Raw genomic sequence first — 25,175 nt, forward strand, 5'->3', positions numbered from 1 at the left:
AGTGGTCATCAAGCCTTGGAGGGTAGATGCCAACGGTCACCTGGGCCCGCGTGGATCCCGCTCGTCGAGCGGCGGTGATAGCAGCCGCCGAAGCGGAGTTCGGCGCCCACGGCTACTCCCGGGGCAGCCTCAATGTCATCGCGCGGCGCGCGGGTGTGGCGAAAGGCAGCCTGTTCCAATACTTTGCGGACAAGCGCGACCTGTACGCCTTCATCGCCGACGTCGCCAGCCAACGCGTGCGGTCCCATATGGAGGGCCGCATCCGCGAGCTCGATCCGAGCCGCCCGTTTTTCGAATTCCTGCCCGACCTGCTCGACGACTGGGTCGCCTATTTCGCCGACCATCCCAGGGAGCGTGCGCTGCATGCGGCCGCGAGCTTCGAGGTCGATGCGGACGCGCGGGTGAGCGTGCGCGCGGTGGTCCACCGGCACTATCTCGACGTGCTGCGGCCCCTCGTGCACGATGCACGGACCCGCGGCTACCTGCGGGCCGACTGCGACGTCGAAGCCTTGCTGTCGCTGATGCTGATGATCTTCCCGCACCTGGCACTCGCGCCGTATGTGCGTGGAATGGACCCCGTTCTCGGGCTGGACGAGCCCAGCCCCGAGCAGCCGGCGTTGGCCGTGCGAAGACTCGTCGCGGTGTTGGCGGCCGCGTTCTCGCCGACACCCCAAGCAGCCCAACAGATCTGAGGAGGTCAGATGTCACACACACATTTCGGCTCGTTGAGCAAGGGTGGTCTGAACTGGGACAGCGTGCCGTTGCGGTTGTTCGCAGGCGGAAATGCGAAGTTCTGGAATCCGGCCGACATCGACTTCTCCCGGGACCGCGCGGACTGGGAGGCGCTGTCGGACCGAGAGCGGGAGTACGCCACCCGGTTGTGCGCCGAGTTCATCGCCGGTGAGGAAGCCGTCACCAAGGACATCCAGCCGTTCATGAGCGCCATGCGGGCCGAGGGCCGGCTGGGTGACGAAATGTACTTGACGCAGTTCGCGTTTGAGGAAGCCAAGCACACCCAGGTGTTCCGCATGTGGCTGGACGCCGTGGGTGTCACCGAAGACCTGCACAAGTACTTCGACGACGTGCCGGCGTATCGGCAGATCTTCTACGAAGAGCTTCCCGCATCCCTCGAAGCCCTCTACACCGATCCGTCGCCGGCCGCCCAGGTGCGGGCATCGGTGACCTACAACCACATCGTCGAAGGCATGCTGGCGCTCACGGGATACTATGCGTGGCACAAGATTTGCGTCGACCGGGGCATCCTGCCGGGTATGCAGGAGTTGGTCCGGCGGATCGGCGACGACGAGCGCCGCCACATGGCGTGGGGAACGTTCACGTGCCGCAGACATGTCGCCGCCGACGACGCCAACTGGGCCGTGTTCGAAGCCAGGATGAACGAACTCATCCCGCTGGCACTGCGACTCACGGAGGAGGGGTTCGCCCTCTACGCACCCGACATTCCCTTCGGTCTGGTCGAGGACGAGTTCCTGCAGTACTCCACCGACAAGGGCATGCGCCGGTTCGGCACGATCAGCAGCGCGCGGGGACGCCCGCTCGAAGAGATCGACCTCGACTACTCACCGCTGACGTTGGAGGACACCTTCGCCGACGAGGATGCCGCGGCGCTCACGTCGGCCTGAGCCTGCACGCGGGCGGTACGCGGCCGGAATGCCACGGTCGACGCGGCGACGGCGGCCACCGAGATCAGCGCGAGCAGTTGCACCCACGGGGAATGCCCGACATACCCGTCGACCGAGCGCCAGGGGTGCTGCGACAAGGCGGCCCCGGCGAGTATCAAGCCGCCGGCCGACAAGCCGAGGGTGATTCGGTCGCACCAGGTTTCACGGTTGCGCAGCACATAGCGCACAGCCAGGGCAGCGGCGACGACGAGCACTCCCGGCACCCCGGAGATGGCCGCGCCGACCGCGAGCACACCCACGCTCGTCAGCGCCGGACCCGGCCGCCACGGCCGGCTCGGCGCGGACTCGGTCGGTGCGCGCCGTGCCGGCAGCAGCGCCAGCAGGGCCAGCAGCGGCAGCAGCGCGAGCCCACCGATCAGCCCGGCGCGGTAGGGCCGGTTGGAGTCGAAGGACAGGGTCAGAGTGCCGGTGGTTCCGGCCGGAACCACCCAGCCCTGCTGCCAGCCGTTGACGGTCACCGGTTCGAGGCGAGCCCCCGCCGCGTCGCGGGCGATCCAGCCGGGGTTGATGCTCTCGGGCACCACCAGGATCCGCTTGGTCGACGCGGGCGCCACCCGTACTTTGCGACGATCCGGTCCCCACTCCGGCGTGTCGGCGAGACTTGTTGTCGCCGTGGGTAACTGATCCTTGGGAGTGGACAGCGCGATGCCGTCGACGACGAACGCGGCCCCCGGGCTGACGAGCAACTCCTGCTGGCCGGCAGGCAGCGATACCGGGTCGGTGCGGCACGGCTGCGCCGGGATCGGGTCCCCGTCGAGCAACGCGGCGACGGTGGTGCGCACCGAGGTCTGGATGAACTGCCCTGCCACACCGATGATCGGGCCCTGCCCACACGGCAGTGAGACGACGCGGGCACGGTTGGCTGCGGCATCGGCGGCGCCGATCGGGCGGCCGTGGGTGTCGAACACCGAGATATCGGCCAGCCCAGGCGGTTTGAGCTGATCGAAACCGAGAGACGTGCGGTCGATGATGTCGTTCCAGCTCAGCAGGGAGACGGTGATGGTGTCCGTCACCCGCGGTTTGAGCTTGAGCGTCTGCGGTTCAAACGTGCCCGGCATTTGATGCACCTGCGGGCCGTCGCCCAGGTCGATGGACACCAGCGTCGGGTGCGCCGGCGGCTCGGCCTCGCCGGGGTTGATCCGCAGCGCGCCCACCTCGGTCGGGGCGGGCAGCTTGAGGGTCAGCGTCGGCGGCGACTTGAACTGAACCACCCGTTGCGGAGCCGTCCACGATGTGCGGGGGTCGCCGTCGGTGGCCGCGAACGACGAACCGAGTACGTCGATCGGGTCGGCGTCGCCGAACGCCCGGGTGGTGCCCGGTTGTGCAACCAGATCGGCCAGTTTGGGTCCTTGGCGGGCCCGCACCCACACCGTCGGGTGTACCTCCGTGGGCTCGGGAACCGTCAGCGTGCGGCTTAGGTTCACCGGCTCCTCGGAGGCCAGCGCCATCGCCGCCGCGCATCGCACGCCGACGGGGCTTTCCGCGCAGCCGGGCCGGCCCAACAGCTCGGTGCCCAGATCCCATTGCGCCACAGGCGAACCCGCGGGTGGACCGGGTACCTCGACGGTGTGGCGCAGGTTGATGGGATGGGCGTAGCCCGATGCGTCGTACTGGGTGACGGCCAGGTCGGTGATGCCGAACTGCACGCCGGGAGATCCGTCGTCGGTGGCCACCGCGGTGACCCGGACCCACGGGGACTCCCCGACCGGCAGCGGGATGGTCAGCGGCTTGCCCGCGGTCTCGAATCGCAGCGTGCTGGTGCCCGTCGCGGTGGCCACCTCGATGCGGCGGACCTGCGCGCCCACGGCGGTGGCGCTCGGGGTGATGGTCAGGGTGGCGTTGGTGATCGGATGGTCGAAGTCGATCTGCAGCCACTGGCCGACGGCGGCCTGCAGGGCGTTGGACACCCATGCGGTCGACGGGTCGGCGTCGATCGCGGCGGCGGGTCCCGTCGCGGGCGCAACGTTGGGCAGCGCCGTCGAATCCGCCGCCGAGCTCGACACCGTCACGCGTCCGCCGTCCCAGCGGCCGTATACCGGGTCGGCACCGCGGGACGGGTAATCCGGCACTCGGTTGTAGGTGTGCCGCTGATCGTCGGGCGTGCGGATCGCCGAGGCATGGTCGTCGACCCGGCCGTAGTCGATCTCGCGGGCCTGCGGGGTGTCGGTCACGACTACGCCGTGGCCGCCGACGGTCACGGGTAGCCCGGCGCGCTGCGCGTCGGCGGTCAGCAGCATCGGACCCAGCGGCGGCAGCCCGGACAGGCGGCGGCGTTCGTCGAGACGCAGCAGCGCCTCGGGTGCGCCGTCCACGCGGGCCATCGTGTCGGGATCGACCAGATACGGTTTGCCCGCCGACGCGGCGCCGTCGACCCGGTAGATCTGCACCGCCGGATAGCGCGGCCGCAGGCCGCTGTCGGCGATGAACCCCTCCAACGTGCCGGGCCCGACCGGCTCGCCGAACTCGGCGACCTTCGACAAACCGGGCGAGCCGTCTATCGAACGGTGCACCAGCACCGGGCGGGCCGACCGCGAGGTGTCCGGGTCCAGATCGTTGCGCACCACGACATACGAAATGCCTTGCCGGGCAAGGGTATCGGCCAGCCCGGCGGAGGGGCGGCCCGCGGCGAACAACCGCTGCACCGAATCGAGGGCCCTGATCGTCTCCGGCGGGGTCAGCGGGATGGAGTCACGCACCCCCCACGGGCTGCTGCCCAGTACCTGCAGCGGTTCGTCGTGGCTGGTGCCCCACACCTGGGTGGCGAACGGGGCACCCGGTGCCACCAGCACCCGGCCGCGCTCGGTGTTGTGCTCGTCGAGCCAGTCGGCGGCATCGTGCCAGTACTGCGGGATCGCGCTGAACGTGCCCGGCGGTGCGATGCGGCCGGTCCAGGCGATCGCCGTGCCCGCAGCCAGCGCGGCCAGCACCACGATGCTCACCGCGACTCGCCGGTCTCGCTCCGGATGGGCGTACGCGCTCACCCACACCGGGCGCGGGACAGTGCCCGGCAACGGAACTCGGCCCAGCAGGTGCGCCAGGCCCAGCGCCAGCGGCAGCCGGATCACCGGTTCGAGTTTGTGCAGGTTGCGCAGCGGGGTGCCGCTGCCGTCGAGGAAGGCCTGCACCTGATGTGCGATGGGCGAGCCCAGGCCGCCGGAGTAGCCGAGGCCGAGCAGGACGATGCCGATCAGCAGCATGGTGATCAGCCGGCCGCGGGCAGGCATCGAACGCAACGCCAGCCCGGCCAGGCCCGCCGCGGCCACCAGTGTGGTCGCCAGCACCGCGACCGTGCTGGTCACCAGCGACGCGGCGGCGGTCGCGTTGGGCGCGACGAACGGCGTCCAGCTGTCGGTGCCGCGCAGCATCTCGGTCAGCGAGGTCCACTGCGTGGTGACGCCGGAGGATTCGATGAAGTCGAGGAACGGCGGACTGATCCGGCCCAACATCACCAACGCGATCACCCACCAGGTGACAGCCAGTGCCGTGCAGCCGAACCACCATGCGGTGAACCGCAGCCACACCTTGTTCGGCCGGTGACAGGCCCACCAGATCAGCGCGGCCAGGCATCCGGTGAGGGTCGCGACGGCGTTCACCGCGCCCATCAGGGCAACCGCTCCGGCGGAGCGGGCCGCCAACAGCCTGATGTTGCGCTGTCCGCTCTGACCGACTCCCGCCCCTCCGGTCCCGCCCAACGCCAGGATCACCGGCAACAAAACCCACGGCGCCAGCATCATCGGCAGCGTCTCCGACGAGATCGCACCCAGCGTGGTCAGCACCCGCGGGCACAGCGCGAACGCGATGGCGCCGAGCACGCGCGAGCTGGTGCTGCCGATACCGAGGACCTCGGCGACCCGCAGCAGGCCCCAGAATCCGACGACCAGCAACAGTGCCCACCACAACCGCTGGGTGATCCAGCCGGGGATGCCGAGTTCATGGCCGATGAGAAAGAAGGTGCCGTGCGGGAACAGATAGCCGTACGCCTGGTTCTGCGCCTGCCCGAACGGCAGGTCGCTGTTCCACAGGTTGAACGCGCGGGTCAGGAACCGCAGCGGGTTGGCGGTCAGGTCGAGCTTGGTGTCAGGGGAGATCTGCCCGGGTGACTGCGCGAAGGTCAAGACCAGCGCGGCCGCGGCGACCAGCCATAACCAGCGCCGGGACAGCGGCGCGGCGGGACTACGTTCGGCGTGCAGGAGCGGTGCGACCGAGTTTTAAGTACGGTCGCCGTACTCGACCCGGTTGAGCACCGATGACGCCGGATCGCCCGCCTGCAGCGGAGGCTTCGTGTCCTGTTGCACCATCAACGTCACACCGAAGACGGCGGCCGCGCCCAGCAAAAGACCGACAACGACGCTGGCGGCAGATGGGACGACGAACCGATTCACCCGGCCAACCTAGCACGCGCGGGCCTCGACACTCGATCGCGTGACGTCACACTAGGTAGTACAGCTTCGGATCGGCGCTGGCATCTCCCTCGGCTGCTTCGGCGGTGATGCGGGCCTGCGCGTATCGCACGGCCCGCAGCGTCGCGGAGAACTCGACCTCCTCCTCGGGGAACACCTGCTCGGCCGGGAACCAGCTGAACAGTCCGACGTTGGTCAGTGCGGTCAGGGTGTCGGGCCGTACGCCGGCCAGCAGGACGGTCGCGCCGTGGTCTTCGCGCAGGAAGTGTTCGAGCCGCTCGATGCACACGGCGTCGGGGTGGCGCACCCGCTTGAGCCGCAGCACCACGAACTTGACCTCACCGGCCCGGATACGTTCGCGCAGGGCGTCGAAGTAGCGGTCGAGCTCAGGGGCGGCCCCGAAAAACAGTTCGCCTTCGAGGTCGTAGATCACGATCGCCGGGTCGACAGGGTCGTCGGGAACCCGCTCGCGGACCACCCGCTCGGGCGTCACAGTCAGCTCGGCGGCCTTGAGCTTGGCCGCTCGCGGCACGAACAGCAGGATCGACAGCGCGATCCCGAGCAGCACCGCCTTGTCGAGGTCGACGAGCACACCGGTCAGCGCCGTCACGATCACCAGGCCCGCGTCGTAACGTGACGTCTTCACCGTGGTGATCAGCCGCCGAAAGTCGACCAGCCGGGCCGCGGTGACCAGCAGCAACCCGGCCAGCGCAGCCTGCGGGATGTAGTGCAGCAACGGAGCGAACAGCAGCAGGGCCACCGCCACGGCCGCGGCGGCGAGGATGCCGGAGAACCGGGTGGCCGCACCCGCCTGATGGTTGATCGCCGAGCGGGACAGCGACCCCGAGCCGGGCAGGCTCTGGAAGAACCCGCCGGTGAGGTTGGCCAGCCCCTCGGCCAGGATCTGGCGGTTGTAGTCGATCTTCTGCTGGGTCTGATGCGCGATGGCCTTGGCGATCGACAGCGCCTCGATCAGGCCGATGAACGCGATCGCCAGCGCGCCCTGCGACAACTGACCGAGCGAGTGCAGGTCGACGGTCGGGATGTGGAATCCGGGCAAGCTCTGCGGCACCTTGGCCGCCAGGTTCACCGCGGTCTTTCCGTCGGTGCCCGGTGTCGACCACCCGGCCAGGAAGGAGATCACCCCGGCCACGATCAGCACGGTCAGCAGATCGATCTGCGGCAGGCGGTAGCGCTTGACCAGCCGGCGCAGCAGCACCGCGATCACCACCGCCGAGACACTGAGGAACACGGCCTTCAGGTTGATCTTGTCGCCGTGGAACACCGTGAGATACACGTTGGTCAAGATCGGGGTGTGGGCGTCGCCCTTGCTCTTCACACCCAGCGCGTTGCCGATCTGGCCGAGGGCGAGGATCAGCGCGGCCGCCGCCATGAACCCGATGATCACCGACTCGGAGATGTAGCGCGTCAGGTCACCCAGCTTGAGCACGGCGATGAGGATCTGGATGGCACCGACGAGGATGCCCAGCAGGAACAGCGCCTCGAAGAGCACCGTGCGGTTCTCCGGGTCGATGAACGCCAGCGAGCTGAACACCAGCAGTGAGATCGCACTGGTCGGTCCGTTGATCAGGTGCGAGGACGAGCCGAAGACCGAGGCGACCGCGGTGACCACGATCGCCGAATACACGCCGTACTTGGGGTCGACCCCGGCGATCAGCGCATAGGCGATGCCCTGTGGCAGCGCGACGGCGGCCACGGTGAGACCGGCGATGAGGTCGCGACGGCCCGTCAGGGCGAGCGAAGAAACGGCGGGAATCCGGGGCCGGGTGTAGCTCATCAGGACGCTGCCTTTGCCGGAGTTGCGATGTTGTCGTAGATCCCGTTGTCGCCGTAGAACTTCTGCCGGGCGTCGTTCCAGTCCTTGGCGATCGCGGTGATCGGGAACAACGTGATGGCAGGCAGCGTGTCGGCATGCTTTGCCAGCACGTCGGGCAGCACCGGGCGATACCCGTACTGCGCGAACAACTCCTGGGCGGGCGGCGTGAACAGATATTGCAGATAGGCCCTTGAACTTGCGAGCGTGCCGGCCTCCTTGTCGTTGGCGTCCACCCACGCCACAGCGGGTTCGGCCTTGATGCTCACCGGCGGGTACACGACCTCGAATTCGTCCTTGTTGGCCGCGACTTCGCGCAGTGCCTCGTTCTCCCACGTCAGGTGCACGTCGCCGATCTTCTGGTCGGCGAAGCTGGTGGCCGACGTGCGGGCGCCGGCGTCGAACACCGCTACGTGGCGGTACAGCTGGCGCAGGTAGTCCTGGGCCTGTTCCGGGGTGCCGTTGCGGGTGGTCACCGAACCCCACGCGGCCAGGAAGCTCAGCTGACCATTGCCGGATGTCTTTGGATTCGGGGTCACCACCGAGACGCCGTCGTGCACCAGATCGGGCCAGTCGTGGATGCCCTTCGGGTTGCCCTTGTGCACGACGAACACCACCGTCGACGTGTACGGCACCGAGTTGTTGGGCAGGCGCTTCTGCCAGTCGTCGGCGATCAACCCGCGCTTGCGCAGGGAGTCGACATCGCTGACGAGCGCCAGGGAGACCACGTTGGCCGGTTCGGTGCCCTCGATGACGCTGCGGGCCTGCCTGCCCGAGCCGCCGTGAGATTGCTTGATGTCGAGTGTGATCCCACTCTGTGCGCGGTACTGCGCGACGAACGCCTTGTCGAGCGCGGCGTAGACCTCACGCGTCGGGTCGTAGGAGACGTTGAGTATCTGGTTGGACGTGTGGTCGGGCAGGTTTTTGACCGTCACCAACACCGCGGCCAGCACGACCGCGGCCACACCGAGGATGCGCAGCCACGGTCGCGTCCGCGGCGCTGACGTGTCTGCCATGGGCAACCCCTTCGTCCGGCGTTTGCTGTGGATGCTGATAGCGGACAGACACTAGTGATTAACCAGCCGGAAGGCAGTAGCGAAAATCTGACTGATTATTAACTCGCCGGGTGCGGCGGGCAGGCTGGGCCGAGACCGAGGTCCGTTCGCGGCCGCCGCTGTGACTACTCTCAGAACACATGCCCCGCGTTCTGAGTGTGCTTGTCGCGCTGTCCGGACTGTTGCTGGCGTGTTCGCCGTCCACCCAGTCGCCGTCGGATCACCAACAGCTGAGCAGCAGCAAATCGCTGCCCAAAGCGCCCGTGGCGCAGAGCTGCGACCTGACCGCGCTGCCCACGCGGGACAAGCTGGCTCAGTTGCTCACCGTCGGCGTGACCGACGGCGACGACGCGCGCAAGGTTGTGACCGAGCAGCACGTCGGCGGAATCATGATCGGCAGCTGGACCGACCTGTCCATGTTGTCCGACGGCTCGCTCAAGGACATCGCCGCCGCGGCGGGCCCGTTGCCGCTGGCGGTCAGCGTCGACGAGGAAGGTGGCCGGGTGTCGCGGCTGGCATCGCTCATCGGTAAGCAGCCGTCGCCGCGGGTGCTGGCGCAGACCAACACTGCCGACGAGGTGTACGGCATCGCGCTGGAGCGCGGCAAGAAGATGCACGATCTCGGCATCACCGTGGACTTCGCCCCTGTCGTCGACGTCACCGACGCCCCGGACGACACGGTCATCGGGGACCGGTCCTTCGGTGCCGACCCGGCCAAGGTCACCGAATACGCCGGGGCCTACGCTCGCGGCCTGCGCGACGCCGGAATCCTGCCGGTACTCAAGCACTTTCCCGGCCACGGCCACGGATCCGGCGACTCGCACACCAATTCGGTGACCACGCCTCCGCTGGCCGACCTGCAGACCAACGATCTGGTGCCCTACCGCACGCTGACCACCGCGGCGCCGGTCGCCGTCATGGTCGGGCACCTGGAGGTTCCCGGCCTCACCGGCACGGACCCGGCCAGCCTCAGCGCGCCGGCCTACGAGCTGCTGCGGTCCGGCAATTACGGCGGGCCGCCGTTCAACGGGCTGGTCTACACCGATGACCTGTCCAGCATGGCCGCGATCAACGAACGCTACGGCGTGTCCACGGCGGTGCTCAAGGCCCTGCAGGCCGGCGCTGACAACGCACTGTGGATCACCACCAAAGAGGTGCCCGCGGTGCTCGACGGACTCGAAAAGGCTGTGGCGGCAGGCGAACTGTCGATGGATGGCATCAACGCATCGCTGCAGCGGAACTCCGCCATCAAGGGCCCGGTGCGCTGCGGGGGCTGATCTCAGCGAACGACCTTGACAGCCCCGAGCTTCGGATCGGATGCGCTGATCGGGTTACCCGCGTCGCGCAGTGCGCGTAGCAAGTCGATGACCTCGGCGGTGAGGCGTTCACCCGGCATCACCAGGGGGATGCCCGGCGGATAGGGCGTGATCGCCTCTGCCGCAATCAGTCCGGTGGCTTCGGTCAGCGCCACCGTGTCGGTTTGCGCGAAGAACGCCTCACGCGGAGTCAGCACCGTGGGACCTCGCAGTGCGAGGAGATCCGTGGTCAACGTGTCACCGGCGCTGACGGTGTCAGCACGTCCGGCCCAGTCGGCAACCTCGGCGAAACCGGCGACGAGCCGATCCATGTCGGCATCGGTGTTGCCGATGGTCGAGATGCACAGAACGTGGCCGGGTCCGCTCAGCTCAGGCTGCACGCCGTGCACATCGTTGAGACGGGCGACGATGTCGTGTGCGTCGGCGGCCAATCCTGTTGTGCCGATGAGCAGTTTGGTCTGGTCGAGCTGATGGAAGCCGGTGCGGACGCCGGTCGCGTCCTCGGGGCGCAGCACGCGCAGGCCCGGTATCGCTGCCAGCCGGGCGGCCGTGTGCCGAGCCCGGTCCAGTGCGCGGTCCAGCAGTTCGCGGCCGTCGGTCATCATCTGCCTGCGGGCCAGATCGATCGAGGCCATGATGGCGAAATGCGGGCTGGTGGTCTGGATGAGTTGCAGGGCCCGGCGCACCGTCGCCGGATCGATCGCGTCCGGATCTATGTGCAGGACCGCGGCCTGGCTGAGGCCCGACAGCACCTTGTGCACCGACTGCACGGTGGCTGCCGCACCGGATTGTTCAGCGGGCACCGGCAATTCGGGGTGGAATGAGAAATGCGGGGAGTGCGCGCCGTCGACCAGCAGCCGGGCGCCGAACCTGCGGCACAACTCGGAGAGCGCGCTGATGTCGGCCGTGGTCCCGTAGTACGTGGGGTGCAGCATCCACAGCGCCGACGCCCCGCTCGCGGTGAGGGCGCGTTCGACCACATCGGCGTCCAGGCCGTGCGCGATACCGAACTGGGTGTCCCAGCGAGGCTCGAGCCACACCGGCAGCGCACCGACCTGTACCAGGCCGGCCAGGACGGACTTGTGTGCGTTGCGCTGCACCAGAACCGGCTCACCGGGACGCAGCGCCGACAATGCCACCGCGATGTTGCCGCTGGTCGAGCCCTGCACCAGGATGAAGCTCTGCCCGACGCCCCACGCGTCGGCCACCAGCTGCTCGGCGGCCAGGATGGGTCCCTCCGGGCAGTGCAACGTGTCGGTGTCGGGCAGGTTGTTGAGGTCAAGGGCCGCAATGTTTTCCCGGAACCACGGGTCGAGCGTGCGCCCACCTTTGTGGCCCGGGCTGTACAGCGGCACCTGCTCCCGGTCGACGAAGCCTCGGATCGCCTCGAACAACGGCGCGGCGGCGTGATTCACAGCGCGTACACCCGGGTGGCGTTGTGCACCCCGATCATGTCGACGATCCTGATCGCATCGGCCTCGGCGCAGTCGCCCGACCGAACCCATTGGCCCAGAATCAGTCCCATGGCGCGACGCCACAGCACCGAGCCCAGCAGGTGCAGTTCGGGCGGGCCGAACGCGTCGGAGGAGAACAGTTGCTTGGCGAACGGGGCGGTCTCCATGGCCTCGGCGACCAGACCGGTCGACCGCGCGCCGAGATAGTTGATGCCAAGGCCCACATCGAAATTCACGTGGTCGAAGGCTTGTGCCAGATAACCGGACTGCCGGTGGAAGGGATAGCAGTGCAGCAGCAGCACCGGAACCGGTGTCATGGATCGCAGCAGCGGCAGCAGCAGCATCGGATCGGTGCGATGCAGATCCAGGTCCCGGTCGCCGAAACCGACGTGCACCTGGATGGGCAGGCCGTGCGCGGCGGCCTCGTGCACGCCGAAGGCGATCAACACCGGGCTGTCCACGCGTCGCGACGGCCGGGCCGCCAGTGCCCGGGCATGCTCGATCACCTGGGCATCGTCGGGCCGCGACCAGTCGATGTCGAACCCGGTGCGGTAGGCAGCAATCGTCTTGGTACCCACGGTGTCCGGTGCGTCCGCGGCTTCCTGCAGCGCGGCCCGGAAGGCGGCGGGGAATTCCTGCGCGGCGATGCCGGATTCGAGGAGATCCTCGGCAAGGCGTTCCAGTCGCAGGATCGACGACGACGGACTGCCGCTGAGTTCGGTGAGCCGTTCAGGGGTTGCGATGAGGTCGCCCTGGAAGCCGGTGTCCACGATCCAGCGATCGATACCGGCCAGGGGCAGCATGTGCTCAGCCAGCTCGTCGGGGGTGAATTCGCAGCGCCGCTTCCAGTATTCGTCGGCGTCCGCGTGGGCCGGCAGACCCAGCGCCGGAGCGCACCAGCGCCGGATGGACAGACCCAGCGGCGAATCGAACTGCGTCATGAAATCCGGGATGGGATCGGTGGATCCCTCATTGATCGACGCCTCGAATCCGGCTCGGTCGACCGGTTTGTTGAAGCTGCCGTGTACATGGTGGTCGATCAACCGGACCGTGAGCAGGTGTTCGGCGAGCGCGTCGGGCACCTCCGACTCGACTCCGTCGAACACGTTGATCATCGAGTGGGACAGTTCACCATCCGGCATAGCGTGCGACCTCCTGTGCGTCGACTTTCCCTGCGGCCGCGTCGGCAATGGCTGCGCCGATGATCTCGGCGGCACGCACCGCCTCGGCCTCCGTGAGCACCAGCGGCGGCGTGATCTCCAGTACGTTGCCGCCGACGTAGTACACCACCGCGCCCAGTTCCCACGCGCGGTAGACCACCTGCGCGGCGAGCCGCGCGTCACGTTCCCCGGTGGCCGGGTCCACCAGTTCCAGACCGATGGCGAGCCCGCGTCCACGGACCTCGCCGATGGTGTCCGATTCCAGCGCCCGGAGCGCATCCTGCAGTACCGCACCGACTTTCGCGGCGCGTTCGGGTAGTTGCTCGCCGACGATGGTGGCCAGCACCGCACGGCCCGCGGCGGTGCAGACCGGATTTCCGGCGGTCGTCAGCAGCGCCGCGGCCGGCGGATTGTCCAGCAGTTCGGCGGGGCCGACCGCCGCGGACAGCGGCAGGCCCCCACCGAGCACCTTGCCGAAGGTCACGATGTCGGGCACCACGCCGTCGTGTTCGAACGCGTGCAGCGTGCCCGGCCTGCCGAGCCCCATCTTGACCTCGTCGCAGATCATCGGCACGCCGTGGCGGCGGCACACCTCGTGCAGCCGGGCCAGGAAGCCGTCCGGTGGCACCACGAGGCCGCCGTCGGAGAGGATGGGCTCGACGATCAGGCAGGCGATGGAGCCGCCGGCCAGATGTTGTTCGGCGAGGTCGAGGCAGGCCGTGACGTCGGCGTCCACGCCGGCCGGGCTCGGCCGAAACGGGTTGGGGTACGGCAGGAATACCACGTCGGGGTCCGGTGCGGCACCAGCGTCGACATGCACCCCGGACACGCCCATGGCGACCCCGACACCGCCGTGGTAGCTGTGCTCGAACGCGATCACGGTGTGCCGCCCGGTGGCGTGCCGGCACGCGCGCAGCGCGACGTCGTTGGCGTCCGAACCGGCATGTCCCAGATAGACCCGCCGTTCACCGCTGCCGGGAACCAGTGACAACAGGTCCTCGGCCAGGCCCACCGAGTCAGGGTGCACGGCGGACAGTCCGCCCGCTCCGGGCGCGGTCCGCACTGCCCGGCTGACCGCGTCGGCGATCGCCGGATGCCCGTGTCCCAGACCGCTGGCGGTCCAGGTCGCCGACAGGTCCAGGAGCTCACGGCCGTCGGGAGTCACCAGGGTGCTGCCGTGGCCGGCGACCACCTCCAGCGGGAAGAACCTCAGCTTCTCGATGCCTGCGATGACTGCTTCGTCGCGTTCGTAGAGCGTGCTCACTTGGCCTCCGCCTGTACCGGGGGTGTGAGATCCAGTTCCCGCGTCAAAGATTCGCCCACCCGTTTGGCGATGCCGGACGCGGCCAGCGCGATCACCAGGCCGACGGCACACCAGTACAGGCCCAAAAGTGGTGCAGCCAACCAGGTTTCGGCGTCCTTGACGTTGAACCACAGCACCACCAGGATCACCACGGCACCCAGTAGCGGTAGCGCGAGGCCCGGCGCCTTGCCATGACCGCCGTGCACGGCGACGAACTTGGGTGCCCCGACGAACCACGCGGCGGCCACCTCCACCAGCAGGTAGCACACCATCAGACACACCGAACCGGCAACGGCGAACAGGAAATACGTGTCGATGGCCGCGTTACCCGTGCCCATCACCGGCCAGCCCGTCGCACCGCAGATCAGGTCCACCACCAGCGCCAGCCCGACCACGAGCCAGGTGGCCCGGCGCGGGCCCCCGGTGGCTTCGTGGATATGCGCGAGGGCCTTGGGCCCGAAGCCGTCCCGGCCGAAGGCGTAGAGCATCCGGCCCGACGTCGCGGCGGTCGCCATGTGGCACCCGAACGCCGCGACGGTCGCGGTGAAGATGATGATCAGCGAGAACCACTGGCCGATGTAGCGACTACCCAAGTCGCCCAAGGTGTTACCGGAACTCTGGAACGCCGCGAGGCCTGCCTCGTCGGTGCCGAACCCGATGACCTGAGCGAACATCACCACCACGAAGAGCACTCCGGTGAGGATCAGGGTGCCGGCCAGGGCCCGCGGAATGTTGCGGCCCGGGTTGTCGGTCTCCTCACCCATCGAAGCGCAGGCCTCGAAACCCGCCCAGGACAGGAAGGCCGCCACCACGCCACTGAGCACCGCGGACGCGGACACGCCGCCGGAGAACGAGAACACGCTGAGATCGAATCCCGTGGAAGAGGCACCGCCGCGGGCGAATATCGCGATGACGAGCACGATCATCGCCACGATGCCGACGCCTTCGATGCCGAGCAGGATCTTGGCCAACAGTCTGATGTCGCGACCGGCCAGGGCGAAGGAGATGACGGCGCCGACCACCACGACGGCCATCCACGGCAGCTGATACGGGTGGTCGTTGCCCGGTTGTAGTTGTGCGACGAACGCATTCGTGAAGGCTGCGGTCAAAGCCAGTGTGCCGATGGAGAATCCGACATAGGCGCCGAGCATCGCGAAGCCGGAGAAGAACCCGGCCCGCGGGCCGACGGTGCCACCCACCAGTGCGTAGGCGGAGCCGGCGTGATTGAGGTGACGGGTCAGGCGCACGAAGCTGTAGCCGACCAGGGACACGCCGATCAGGCCGATGAGGAACACCAGTGGGATGGCCTTGCCCACGGTGGCGATGAGGCCTTGGCCGTTGCCGGACATGGCAAGGGTTGGACCGACTGTCGCGACCGACAGTGCCAGCGCCACCCAGAACGGCAGGCGCCGGTGCGGTAGTTGATCGGTGTCGTTGGTGGCGCTGGTGGTCATCGATGTCTCCCTTCGGATTTTGTGCTCCTGGCGTGCGGTCAACAGCTCCAGGCCAGGCGCAGCGCCTGGCAGATCTCGGTCGGCGGCCGATCGCCGTAGGTGACGAGCTCGTGATTGCGCACGGCCACTACGCCTTCGATGACCGCAGGCGTCAGCATCTCGGCGGCGACAGCAGAGGTCTGCAGAGTCTTGAGCACGATGCGCTGGTCGGTCGGCAGCGGTTGGAGGGCGGTCTGTGCCGGGTCGTCGCTGACCTCGGCCGGTAGTTGCAGGCCGAGTTCGATACCGCGCAGTGCGCTGCGCAGGAAGGCTGTCGCCGCCAGATAGGGGTTGGCGCTCGGGTCGATCAGCTTCAGCTCGACGTTGGCGCCGTGGGGATTTCCCGGTGTCGCGGCGATGAACCTCACCGCCGCCTCGCGGTTCTCCAAACCCCAGCATTTGGCGGCGCCCGCCCAGTTGCCCGGCTTGAGCCGTGCTGCCGACAGCACCGAACCCGCATACACGCCAAGGAGATCCGGCAGGGTGTCGAGTACTCCCGCGATCGCGGATTGGCCCGCGGGCCGCATCCCGTGCGGGCCGTCGCCGCCGGACAGCAGGGGGCCGTCGCCGTCGGCGAGCGACAGGTGCAGGTGCGCGCCGTTGCCCGCCTCTCCGGCGAACGGGACAGGGGAGAACGAGATCTTCAGGCCGTGTCGGGCCGCGACCCGGCCGATCACGATTCGCGCCAGGATGACGGCGTCGGCGGCGGCGACCGGTGTCGTCGGTGCCAACGCCACCTCGAATTGGTCGTGGCCGTACTCGGTGTGGAGCTGGTCGATGACCAAGCCCGAGCGGTCGGCGGTCGTCATGAGGTCGACCATGAACGGGGAGCGGTCCAGGGAGGTGCGCATGCCGTAGGGCGACCACGTCTCGGCGGATGCGTGCTGGGTGTCCTGCGCCAGCATCGTGCACTCCAACTCGGCACCGATCTGCGCCGTCAGGCCCTGCGCGGCCGCCGCCTGTTCCGCGCGGGCCAGCAGCGTGCGCGTGCACAACGGAGCCGGTTGGCCGTACTGGTCGTACAGGCTCGCGGGCGCCCAGGCCACACCGTCTTCCACCACCTGCAGATCGGTCGGATCGATGCGGATCCGCAGGTCACCGACCACACCGATCTCCGGTGTGAACGCGATGCCGCTGTCGACGCAGAACACGCTCCACGAAGGTGAGACGCCCATGCCGGCGGACTGGAACGAGGAGAGGCGTCGCAGCGGCACGTACTTCGCGCGCGTCACCCCCGCCAGGTCGGTCAGCGATCCGGCCACGATCTCCACGCCGTCAGCGCGTAGGTCGTCGATCTGCGGGGTCATGGCTTCCTCCTGGCTTCCAGAGTCTGCGAGGACGGTATGTCATAAATGTTTCATATTCTTTAAGATGAGCGCTAGAGGTTCGATTCATTAAATTTTTTGTCTCAGAGGGGTGGAGTCATGTGTCGCTTGCTTGGGGTCGTGTCGACTGCACCGATCTCCGTCTCCGACGCCGTCGGCGCGCATGTGTTGAAGGACTTCGTCGCGCTGACCAAGGTGCACGGTGACGGTTGGGGTATCGCGCACGTCGACGAGCCCGGCGGTGCTCCCCACGTCGAGGTCTCGGCGGGCAGTGCGCTCGACGATCCCGCCTTCAGCGCGGCGGTGGAGGGCCGGCGTCTGACGGCCGGCATGGTGCATCTGCGCTGGGCCACCAACGGCCTGGCGGTGCAACCGCAGAACTCGCACCCGTTCGTCGTCGGCGGGATTGCCATGGCGCACAACGGATCCATCAAACCCACCGGCCCTCTCGACGAGCTTGTCGAGCCGGGTATCGCGGCCTCGCTGCGCGGCACAACGGATAGCGAGCGGTACTTCGGGGTGATCCGTCAGCATCGCCGGACGGCACCGGATCTGCAGGAGGCGGTGCGCCGTGCGGTGGCGCAGCTGCGCGCGCTGTATCCCGAGGCGAGTCTCAATGCGCTGGTGCTCGGTGAAGGCCAGTTGATCGCGGTGCACGCGCACGCCCGCAGCCAACTGCCCGCCGAGGACATCGAGGAGATCACCGCGGCCGATCTGCCGACCGAGCATCTCGAGGACTACTTCGCGTTGCGGTGGGCCCGGACCGGCGACGGCGCCGTGGTGGTGGGGTCGACGGGCTTCGGCGATCTGGATTGGCACCCGTTGCCGCCGGAGAGCGTCACCGCCATCTCGATGGCCGACCTGTCGATGAATTCGGTGCCCGTCATGGCAGATTGAGAACCGTGTCAGAGGACGCTGCAGAGACAGCGGCAAATGTCTCGATGACCGTGGAGGCCAGGGCCACCGCGGCGCTGCCCACGCTCAGCAAGGCTGAGCGCAGAGTGGGGCGGGCGTTGCTCGGCGACTATCCGAGCGCCGGGTTGGCCAGCGCAGCCCGCCTCGCCGAACGCGCCGAGGTGAGCCCGCCGACCGTGCTGCGGTTCGCCCAGTCCCTCGGGTACGACGGGTTCGCCGATCTGCAGGTCGCGCTGCGCGCTGAGCTCTCCGCACGGTCGAACGGCCCGATCACCCGGCTGCCCGACGCCCCGGCGGCAGGCAGCCTGCTGGACCGGTTGCTACAGCAGGGGCGTGCGCAGAACGAGCGGGCCGAGCAGACGCTGGCGCTGCTGGCCGAACCCGCGCTGGAAGCCGCGGTGGCGCTGCTCGCGGATGCCGGCCGCACGGTGTACATGCACGGCGGCCGCTTCTCGCACCTGCTTGCACTGCATCTGGCTGCCCACCTCGAACAGCTGCGGCCAGGTATCCGGGTGCTGGGCGATCCGACGGGCGGCGACCTGGGCGCCCTGCTCGAACTGTCCCGCCACGACGTGGTGGTGCTGTTCGACTACCACCGATACCAGCGCAGCGCCGCTGAGCTGGCACAACGCGTGCACCGCGCCGGCGCGACCGTCCTGCTCATCACCGATGACCTGAGCTGCCCGGTGGCGCCGGACGCCGAGGTCGTGCTGGCAGCGTCGAGCACTGTGGGTAGCACCTACCAGAGCATGGCGGCCGGATTTCTGCTGACCGAACTGCTCATACCGTTGGTCATGGACGCCATCGGGGAGCCCGCGCGGACCCGGATGGCGCTGTGGGAGGAACAACGGCGCGCTGAGCTTCTGCCCTGACAGTTACCCTGATCGGATGGCAGGTGGAACCAAACGGCTGCCGCGTGCCGTCCGAGAACAGCAGATGCTCGACGCCGCGGTCCAGATCTTCTCGGTCAATGGCTATCACGAGACGTCCATGGACGCGATCGCCGCGCAGGCCGAGATTTCCAAGCCGATGCTGTACCTCTACTACGGCTCCAAAGAAGAGCTGTTCGGGGCGTGCCTGAACCGGGAGCTGACCCGGTTTGTCGACGTGGTGCGCGGGCAGATCGATTTCAGCCAGAGCCCGAAAGACCTGTTGCGCAACGCCGTCCTGGCGTTCCTGACCTACATCGACGCCAACCGGGCGTCCTGGATGGTGCTCTACACGCAGGCCACCAGCTCGCAAGCGTTTGCGCACACGGTTCGCGAGGGCCGTGAGCGCATCATCGATCTCGTGGCCCGGCTCCTCAGCACCGGCACGCGTAACCCTGAGCCCGACAGCGACTTCGAGATGATGGCCGTCGCGCTGGTGGGTGCCGGTGAGGCCATCGCCACCCGGGTCAGCTCCGGCGACGCCGACGTCAACGAGGCCGCCGAGCTGATGATCAACCTGTTCTGGCGAGGCCTGAAAGGCAAACCGTCAGAGACCGGCTCTCAATCGGCTGTCGGTTAGCGCTCACGCCATTGGCTCTGCGGTGACGGCGTGGCGCACTCGCCCGTTTGCGACATGTGCGCAGAGTCAACAGGAGGCTAGCGGTCCTGGGTATTGGCTCTGCGGTGACGGCGCTCCGCACTCGCACGTTTGCGACATGCACGCAGAGTCAACAGGAGGCTGGCCGTCGTGGGCATTGGCTCTGCGGTGACGGCGCTCCGCACTCGCACGTTTGCGGCATGCACGCAGAGTCAACCGGAGGCGGGCCGTCGTGGGCATTGGCTCTGCGGTGGCGGCGCTCGCCACTCGCGCTTTTGCGACATATGCGCAGAGTCAACAGGAGGCCGGCCATGGTGGGCACTGACTCTGCGGTGACGGCGTGGCGCACTCACTCGTCCGCGACGTACGCGCAGAGTCAACAGGAGGCTGGTCGTCGTGGGCATTGGCTCTGCGGTGACGGCGCTCCGCACTCGCCCGTCCGCGACCTACACGCAGAGTCAACAGGAGGCTGGCCGTCGTGGGCACTGGCTCTGCGGTGACGGCGCGGTGCTCTCGCTCGTCCGCGACATACACGCAGACTCGATCAGCTCAGACCGCGAGGCCCTTCACCAGGCTGAACGGTGACGCCGTCGGAACCACCTCGGTGAGCCGGAAACCCGCCTGCTGGTATAGCTTTCGGTACTCATCTTCGGTGCGCTCGCGGGCGGCGATGCCGATCAGCATCTCCATGTCGATCCACTTGGCGAGGAATTCCCGATCATGTTCGGGGATAACAGCTTCCACGAGCAGCAGCGTGGCGCCCGAAGTCGCAGCGGCGCGGACATTCCGCAGGATCGCCACGGCTTGCTCGTCGGGCCAATCATGGATGATGTTCTTCATGATGTAGAGATCGGCACCGGCCGGCGCCTTGTCGAAGAACGAGCCGGGCACGATCTCCACCCGGCCGACAGTTCCGTACTTGGCCAACAGTTTTGGTGCACCCTCGACGACTTGGGGCAGGTCGTAGAGGATGCCCCGGGCTGACGGTGCGGCTTCGAGGATCGCCGAGAGCAGCCGTCCATGGCCGCCGCCCACGTCGGCGATCGTGGCGAACGGGGTGAAATCGAACGCCGCCACCACGGGGGCGATCGCGAGTTCTGAGACGCTGGTCATCGCGTCGTTGAAGATCTCGCCGAGCTCGGGATCGGAATTCAAGTAGTCGAACGCCGCCATGCCGCGCATCTTCGGGATGACGGCCTCGCCGGTCCGCACGGCCTCACCGAGCTGGCTCCAGTGTTCGCGGTGTTGCGGGGAGCCGACGAATCGCGCCATTCCGGCGATCGAGACCGGAGCGTCGGTGCGCAGCGGGTCGGCCAGAGCGTTGAGGGCGTAGCGCCCATCACGGGTGCGCCGGAAGATGCCCTCGCTGGCCAGCGCCCGCATAAGCCGGTTGAGAGTGTCAGGGTTGGCGTCGACCCGGCGGGCCAGCTCATCGGGCCGGAGCGGGCCGTCGGCCAGCGCGTCGGCAACGCCCAGTTGCACCGCAGCGGTGATGCCCTGGGCCACCCACGCGCCGAGGATCCTCTCCAGCAGTACGGCAGGTGGCGGAGCCGACCGCTGGTGCAGTCGGCGCAGGTGATGGCGGATGCGATCGACGGTACGGACCACCCCTACCGGGGGCACCTTGGCGGAAGTCACCGCCAGACTCTAGACAAATTTTGCCGCGTTCGGTGCGTTCGTAGCTATGCCAGGGTTGGCGTGTGCTGAAGAAACTGTCTTTGCTCCCGATCTTGCTGTGCGTTGCCGCCCTGATGACCGCGCCGTGGGCGTCGGCAGATCCGGTTTCGGCGGTACCCGACGGGCCTGCCATCGCAGCGTCAGCCGTCGCCGACGTGACCAACCAACTGGGCAAACCCGCCAAGCTCAACGTCTCCACGCTCAACGAGTCGCAGGGCTGGGCTTTCGTCTGGGCCAAGATCACCGATCCCAGCGGCAGGCCCATCAGCTACGACAACACTCCCTTCGCCGATGCTGCCGCCGAGGGCGGGAAGTCGAAGAGCTACGCCGGCCTGTTCCACTCCGACGGCGGTGTCTGGAAGCTGGCCACCAGCAGTGTCGGCCCGACCGATGTCGCGTGGACATCCTGGAGCAGCGAATACTCCGCTCCGGCATCGATTTTCAACCTGTCAGGGTCGTAGCGGAATTTGCTTGGGCCCCTCGCTCCTAGGTGGGTTTGTGCACGTCAACGGTGCCAAATTCATGCACTGACTGCGCTGTGTGTTCGGGTAGCATTCGCCTAGCGACGTATCGAGGGGGTTGTGTTGATCGTGGGTGCGCCTTACCTGTCACCAGGGTCTTCCCTTGATTTCGTGCGCTGGACGCTGAGACAGGGTTGGTGACCACGTGACCGAAACCTTGCGGGTGGACACCGCACTGGTGAGTGCCGCGGGCAGCAAGCTGGCGGGGATTGCTGGCGAGCTGCCGTCCGCGCCGGCAGTGACGAAACCGACCGGTTCCGATGCGCTGTCGGCGGCGATCGCAGCCAAGATGCCGACGGTCGTCGATCCGGTCGTGGCCAAACTGCCGCAGGTCAAGCAAGCCCTGTCGAAATACGCCGACAACGTGACGAGCGCCGCCAGCAAGTACGAGACGACCGACGAGCAGGCCGCTCAGACCGTTCGCAAGGCGTTTGGCCTCGTTGACGATGCGGCCGGTCAGGGCGGCGGTGGTTCCCCGGCAGCCCCTGGTGGCGGAGGAGGATCTTCGCCTGGCGGGGGCGGTGGCAGCCAGAAACCCGGCGGCGGCAAGCACCATCGCGGAGGCAAGGGCGACGGCAGGGCAACGCCCAGCTCGACGCCCGATGCGGCTGGTGCGAACCCGGCCGCGGCGGCTGCGGCTGCCGGTGGCGATCCGTCCGGCATGGGTCAGATGGGCCAGATGATGCAAATGCCGATGCAGATGGCGCAGCAGGCCGCCCAGGTGCCGACGCAGATGATGGGCGCGCTCGGCCAGATTCCGCAGACGGTGCTGCAAGGTGTGCAGGGCATCGTGGAAGCCGCTAAACAAGGCGCGGACAAGCCAGGCGAGGACAACGCCGACAAGGACAAGCAGGCCGAGGGTCAGAAGCAGAAAGATCCTGCGGCCGAACACAAGTCCGATGGAACGCCGGCCGGTCAGTCCAAGCCCTCCGAGCATCCGCCCGCGGTCCACATCCGCCCCAGGCCGCGGGGCCCTCGCCGAGTTCCGGTGCTGAGCGGGCGCCCGTGACGCCGAGTGCGCCGCGCCATGCTCGACCGGAGCCGAGTCCGGAGATTTCTTTGTGATTGTTGGTGCTGTTCGGACTGTAGGGGTCGCTCGATGACATTGCCGCCACCGCCGGGTAATTCGCCGCAACCGCCGTATGGCGGCGGTGGCGGTGATCCGTTCGGACCGCCGCAGGTTGGACCGGGTGGGTCTTATCCCGGCCCGCCGCCGGGCGGTTCGGGTGGCAACTACTCTGGCCCGCCGCAACAATCCGGGCCCCCGCAGCATCACGCGCCGTCATGGCAGCCGCCGCAACAACAACCGCCGCAGGGCCCGCCACAGCCACATTGGGCTGCTGGTCCTGCCGGGCCTCCCGCTCAGCCACCGAAAAAGGGCGGCAACGGAATGAAGTGGGCGCTCGGCGGCGTCACCTTGATCGCCGTCATCGCAATCACTGCCGCGGTGTCCATCGCACTTACCAAGGGCAGCGGAGGGGGCGGCAACGGCACACCGAGCGCCTCCGCGTCGCCCTCTGCTTCTGCTTCGGGGACTTCGAGTAATAGCGATTTTGCGAGCGCCAACGACACGGGGCCGGTCAACATCATCAAAGAGGATCCGACGTGTGCAGCGTGGGGCCCAATCAATACGACATTTACAGATGTCCAAGATAAGACAGATTGGGGAAGCCGCGATCCTGCGATTCCATCCGAAGCGTGGAGCGTAGAGCAGCGCGCTACTTATGAGAAGATCGGTCAAGCAATGAAAGCGGCGGCCGATCAGACGGTCCCGCTAGCTAAGGTTACGCCACATAGGGTTGTACGTGAGCTGTACGAGCAGTACATCGCTTACGCAAGGGCTTATAGCCAGGCAATTTCGGAATATAAACCCGCAGACAACAATCTTGCTAACGTCGCTATTGGAACCTCTGGAGCGATCACATTCATTTGTGCGGCAATATCCTATAACTCTGCACAGGCTCGCGCGCCCTTTGTTGATTCCCCTAAAGGGAATGGCGGATCTGTTGCTGCGCCGACTGCCTCCAACGATGTGGAGAAGTTCCTGTCACAGTCTGATGCAACATGTCCCGAATGGGGTCCACTGCTAACTCAATTTGGCACGGACACTTCTGCCTGGCTGCACCTTAACCCGCAGAAGCCGGCCAGGGAGTGGTCGGCTGATGAGAAAGGCGTCATAGATGCGGTGATTCCCGTTATGAAGAAGTTCGCGGACGATATTGGTAAGCTCGGACAGAGCAGCCCGAACCCAACAGTTCGGGATTTCTCTGCACTCGCGGCGCAGTACTGGAAAGCGTACGCCTACGCGTTGCAAACGTACACACCGGCTGATTACTACCTAAGTATGGTTGCCAATCGTTCGACATCCATAACTCCCGATGCTTGCAAGGCAATCGGGGCGTAGCAATGGGTATCGCGAAGCCGTCAGATCCGCACGGCATGGCTTCTCCTCCGGAGTGGCCGGAAATAGTTGAAGATACTTTGCGCGCCGAATTGCTACCGAAAGGCGGCTATCTCGCCAGCGATCAGCTGGATGTGGCCTTCACGACGACGAAGTTGAGGTCGAAAGTATTTCTGGCAGCGGATATCCCGGTTGTTGTCATCAGCGCCATCGGTGAGTAGCAAATGCCCCCGCCGCGAAAGCGACGGGGGCTCACTGCAAGACGTCAGAGCGCGGAGACTGTACCCGTCAAGTGCGGATAGCCCTTCGACAGGTTGCGCAGCGTCAGCTCCCAGCCGTCGGTGTCTCGTGACACGTACAGCCCCGCGTTGGCGGGCAGGACCACAGGCTTGGCGAACCGCACCGAGTACTTCACAGCGTCGGGCAGCTGACCTTCGATGTTCGCCAGAACGGCTGCTGCGCTGAACATTCCGTGCGCGATGACCGTGGGAAAGCCGAACAGCTTGGCCGCGATGGCGTTGGTGTGGATCGGGTTGTGATCCCCGCCGACATCGGCGTAATGGCGGATCTGCCCCGGCGTGATGCGCAGTATGGCATTCGGCGGCCCGAGCTTCGGCTGCTTCTGAGGCGGCGGTTTCGGTTCGTCGGACAGGCTGGTGCGCTGCTGGTGCAGGAACGTCGTCACCTGATGCCAGGCCAGATCATTGCCGACCTTGAGGTCGGTGACGATGTCGACCAGCAGCCCCTTGCGATGCTCCCGCAGGTTCTCCGCATGCACGGCGGCGCTGACGGTGTCGGTGACCGAGATCGGCCGGTACTGGGTGATGTGGTTCTCGGTGTGCACCGAACCCATTGCGGCGAACGGGAAATCGAATCCCGTCACCAGCGACATCACGGTGGGAAAGGTCAGTGCGAACGGGTAGGTCAGCGGCAGCGTATCGCCGAACCGCAGACCGGTCACCTGTGCGTACTCCGCGACGTTGGCGGGGTCGATGGTCAGGTCGTCGACGGTGATGGTGCGGGTGGGCAGGGAGTCGGAACGCGGGACGAAGGGGAGCGCCCCCACCACCGCGCGCAGCATGTTGTTCATGCCG

General features: G+C 67.3%; 20 protein-coding genes and 1 pseudogene. 10 read left to right on the top strand and 11 right to left on the bottom strand.

All coding sequences use genetic code 11. From position 1 onward, the window contains the following. Positions 1–26 precede the first annotated feature (26 nt). Together RMCB_RS34375 and RMCB_RS34380 are read left to right on the top strand one after the other, a co-directional pair. Positions 27–729, top strand: a pseudogene (locus RMCB_RS34375) (TetR/AcrR family transcriptional regulator). Then, entirely contained in the window at positions 702–1,640 is a 939-nt protein-coding gene (locus tag RMCB_RS34380; protein ID WP_029371679.1) for a R2-like ligand-binding oxidase, read from the top strand. Before RMCB_RS34375 ends, RMCB_RS34380 begins: the two are co-directional and overlap by 28 nt. On the opposite strand, the gene RMCB_RS34385 is transcribed toward RMCB_RS34380, so the two are convergent. From RMCB_RS34385 to RMCB_RS34400, 4 genes are read right to left on the bottom strand one after another with little or no spacing between them, the layout of a single operon-like run. After that, positions 1,574–5,890 carry an alpha-(1->3)-arabinofuranosyltransferase domain-containing protein gene (locus RMCB_RS34385; RefSeq protein ID WP_407662178.1) on the bottom strand — a complete coding sequence of 1,439 codons (4,317 nt, stop codon included), beginning with the start codon at positions 5,888–5,890 and terminating at the stop codon, positions 1,574–1,576. The genes RMCB_RS34380 and RMCB_RS34385 overlap by 67 nt on opposite strands. An 18-nt stretch (positions 5,891–5,908) precedes the next feature. After that, positions 5,909–6,082 carry a DUF2613 domain-containing protein gene (locus tag RMCB_RS34390; protein WP_064941712.1) on the bottom strand — a complete coding sequence of 58 codons (174 nt, stop codon included), beginning with the start codon at positions 6,080–6,082 and terminating at the stop codon, positions 5,909–5,911. 46 nt (positions 6,083–6,128) lie between these two features. Then, entirely contained in the window at positions 6,129–7,898 is a 1,770-nt protein-coding gene (locus RMCB_RS34395; protein ID WP_062832324.1) for a SulP family inorganic anion transporter, read from the bottom strand. Continuing rightward, positions 7,898–8,950 carry a sulfate ABC transporter substrate-binding protein gene (locus RMCB_RS34400; RefSeq protein ID WP_062832325.1) on the bottom strand — a complete coding sequence of 351 codons (1,053 nt, stop codon included), beginning with the start codon at positions 8,948–8,950 and terminating at the stop codon, positions 7,898–7,900. Before RMCB_RS34400 ends, RMCB_RS34395 begins: the two co-directional genes overlap by 1 nt. A gap of 179 nt (positions 8,951–9,129) precedes the next feature. On the opposite strand from RMCB_RS34400, the gene RMCB_RS34405 reads away from it, so the two are divergent. After that, a complete protein-coding gene (locus RMCB_RS34405; RefSeq protein ID WP_062832326.1) occupies positions 9,130–10,266 on the top strand; it encodes a glycoside hydrolase family 3 N-terminal domain-containing protein in 1,137 nt (378 codons plus the stop codon). Between the two features lie 2 nt (positions 10,267–10,268). Here the strand turns inward: RMCB_RS34405 and RMCB_RS34410 are convergent, their stop codons facing one another. From RMCB_RS34410 to RMCB_RS34430, 5 genes are read right to left on the bottom strand one after another with little or no spacing between them, the layout of a single operon-like run. Continuing rightward, entirely contained in the window at positions 10,269–11,720 is a 1,452-nt protein-coding gene (locus tag RMCB_RS34410; protein ID WP_062832327.1) for an aminotransferase class I/II-fold pyridoxal phosphate-dependent enzyme, read from the bottom strand. Beyond that, a complete protein-coding gene (locus RMCB_RS34415; protein WP_062832328.1) occupies positions 11,717–12,901 on the bottom strand; it encodes an amidohydrolase family protein in 1,185 nt (394 codons plus the stop codon). Before RMCB_RS34415 ends, RMCB_RS34410 begins: the two co-directional genes overlap by 4 nt. Then, positions 12,888–14,183: an aspartate aminotransferase family protein gene (locus tag RMCB_RS34420; RefSeq protein ID WP_062832329.1), complete on the bottom strand. Its 1,296-nt coding sequence runs from the start codon at positions 14,181–14,183 to the stop codon at positions 12,888–12,890. The genes RMCB_RS34415 and RMCB_RS34420 overlap by 14 nt, the downstream gene beginning before the upstream one ends. Further along, on the bottom strand, positions 14,180–15,676 hold the full coding sequence (locus RMCB_RS34425) for an APC family permease (protein ID WP_029371669.1): 1,497 nt from the start codon (positions 15,674–15,676) through the stop codon (positions 14,180–14,182). Before RMCB_RS34425 ends, RMCB_RS34420 begins: the two co-directional genes overlap by 4 nt. 38 nt (positions 15,677–15,714) lie before the next feature. Further along, on the bottom strand, positions 15,715–17,022 hold the full coding sequence (locus tag RMCB_RS34430) for a type I glutamate--ammonia ligase (RefSeq protein ID WP_062832330.1): 1,308 nt from the start codon (positions 17,020–17,022) through the stop codon (positions 15,715–15,717). 117 nt (positions 17,023–17,139) lie between these two features. Here RMCB_RS34430 and RMCB_RS34435 point away from each other — a divergent pair, with 117 nt between their 5' ends. From RMCB_RS34435 to RMCB_RS34445, 3 genes are read left to right on the top strand one after another with little or no spacing between them, the layout of a single operon-like run. Beyond that, positions 17,140–17,937 (top strand): class II glutamine amidotransferase, encoded by a 798-nt coding sequence (locus RMCB_RS34435; protein WP_062832331.1) that lies wholly within the window; start codon positions 17,140–17,142, stop codon positions 17,935–17,937. A gap of 5 nt (positions 17,938–17,942) precedes the next feature. Further along, positions 17,943–18,827, top strand: a complete 885-nt coding sequence (locus tag RMCB_RS34440) for a MurR/RpiR family transcriptional regulator (protein ID WP_029371663.1) — start codon at positions 17,943–17,945, stop codon at positions 18,825–18,827. Positions 18,828–18,843: 16 nt separating this feature from the next. Continuing rightward, positions 18,844–19,464 carry a TetR/AcrR family transcriptional regulator gene (locus RMCB_RS34445; protein WP_062832332.1) on the top strand — a complete coding sequence of 207 codons (621 nt, stop codon included), beginning with the start codon at positions 18,844–18,846 and terminating at the stop codon, positions 19,462–19,464. Between the two features lie 567 nt (positions 19,465–20,031). On the opposite strand, the gene RMCB_RS34450 is transcribed toward RMCB_RS34445, so the two are convergent. Beyond that, positions 20,032–21,120 (bottom strand): methyltransferase, encoded by a 1,089-nt coding sequence (locus tag RMCB_RS34450; RefSeq protein ID WP_062832333.1) that lies wholly within the window; start codon positions 21,118–21,120, stop codon positions 20,032–20,034. Positions 21,121–21,182: 62 nt separating this feature from the next. Between RMCB_RS34450 and RMCB_RS34455 the strand changes: the two genes are divergently transcribed. The 4 genes from RMCB_RS34455 (at position 21,183) to RMCB_RS34470 (ending at position 24,302) form a co-directional block, all read left to right on the top strand. After that, a complete protein-coding gene (locus RMCB_RS34455; RefSeq protein ID WP_029371660.1) occupies positions 21,183–21,620 on the top strand; it encodes a hypothetical protein in 438 nt (145 codons plus the stop codon). A gap of 205 nt (positions 21,621–21,825) precedes the next feature. Then, positions 21,826–22,689 carry a type VII secretion target gene (locus RMCB_RS34460; RefSeq protein ID WP_062832334.1) on the top strand — a complete coding sequence of 288 codons (864 nt, stop codon included), beginning with the start codon at positions 21,826–21,828 and terminating at the stop codon, positions 22,687–22,689. A gap of 381 nt (positions 22,690–23,070) precedes the next feature. Beyond that, positions 23,071–24,084 (top strand): ESX-1 system-associated protein, encoded by a 1,014-nt coding sequence (locus RMCB_RS34465; protein WP_234792356.1) that lies wholly within the window; start codon positions 23,071–23,073, stop codon positions 24,082–24,084. Positions 24,085–24,086: 2 nt separating this feature from the next. Continuing rightward, entirely contained in the window at positions 24,087–24,302 is a 216-nt protein-coding gene (locus RMCB_RS34470; RefSeq protein WP_072278600.1) for a hypothetical protein, read from the top strand. Between the two features lie 44 nt (positions 24,303–24,346). Here RMCB_RS34470 and RMCB_RS34475 read toward each other — a convergent pair whose 3' ends face one another. Next, the gene (locus RMCB_RS34475; protein ID WP_062832336.1) at positions 24,347–25,171 is read right to left on the bottom strand and encodes a MaoC/PaaZ C-terminal domain-containing protein; all 825 of its coding nucleotides are present in this window, start codon (positions 25,169–25,171) and stop codon (positions 24,347–24,349) included. Between the last annotated feature and the right edge of the window lie 4 nt (positions 25,172–25,175).

Origin of the sequence: Mycolicibacterium brisbanense, from assembly GCF_001570425.1 — a bacterium.
GTDB lineage: Bacteria > Actinomycetota > Actinomycetes > Mycobacteriales > Mycobacteriaceae > Mycobacterium > Mycobacterium brisbanense.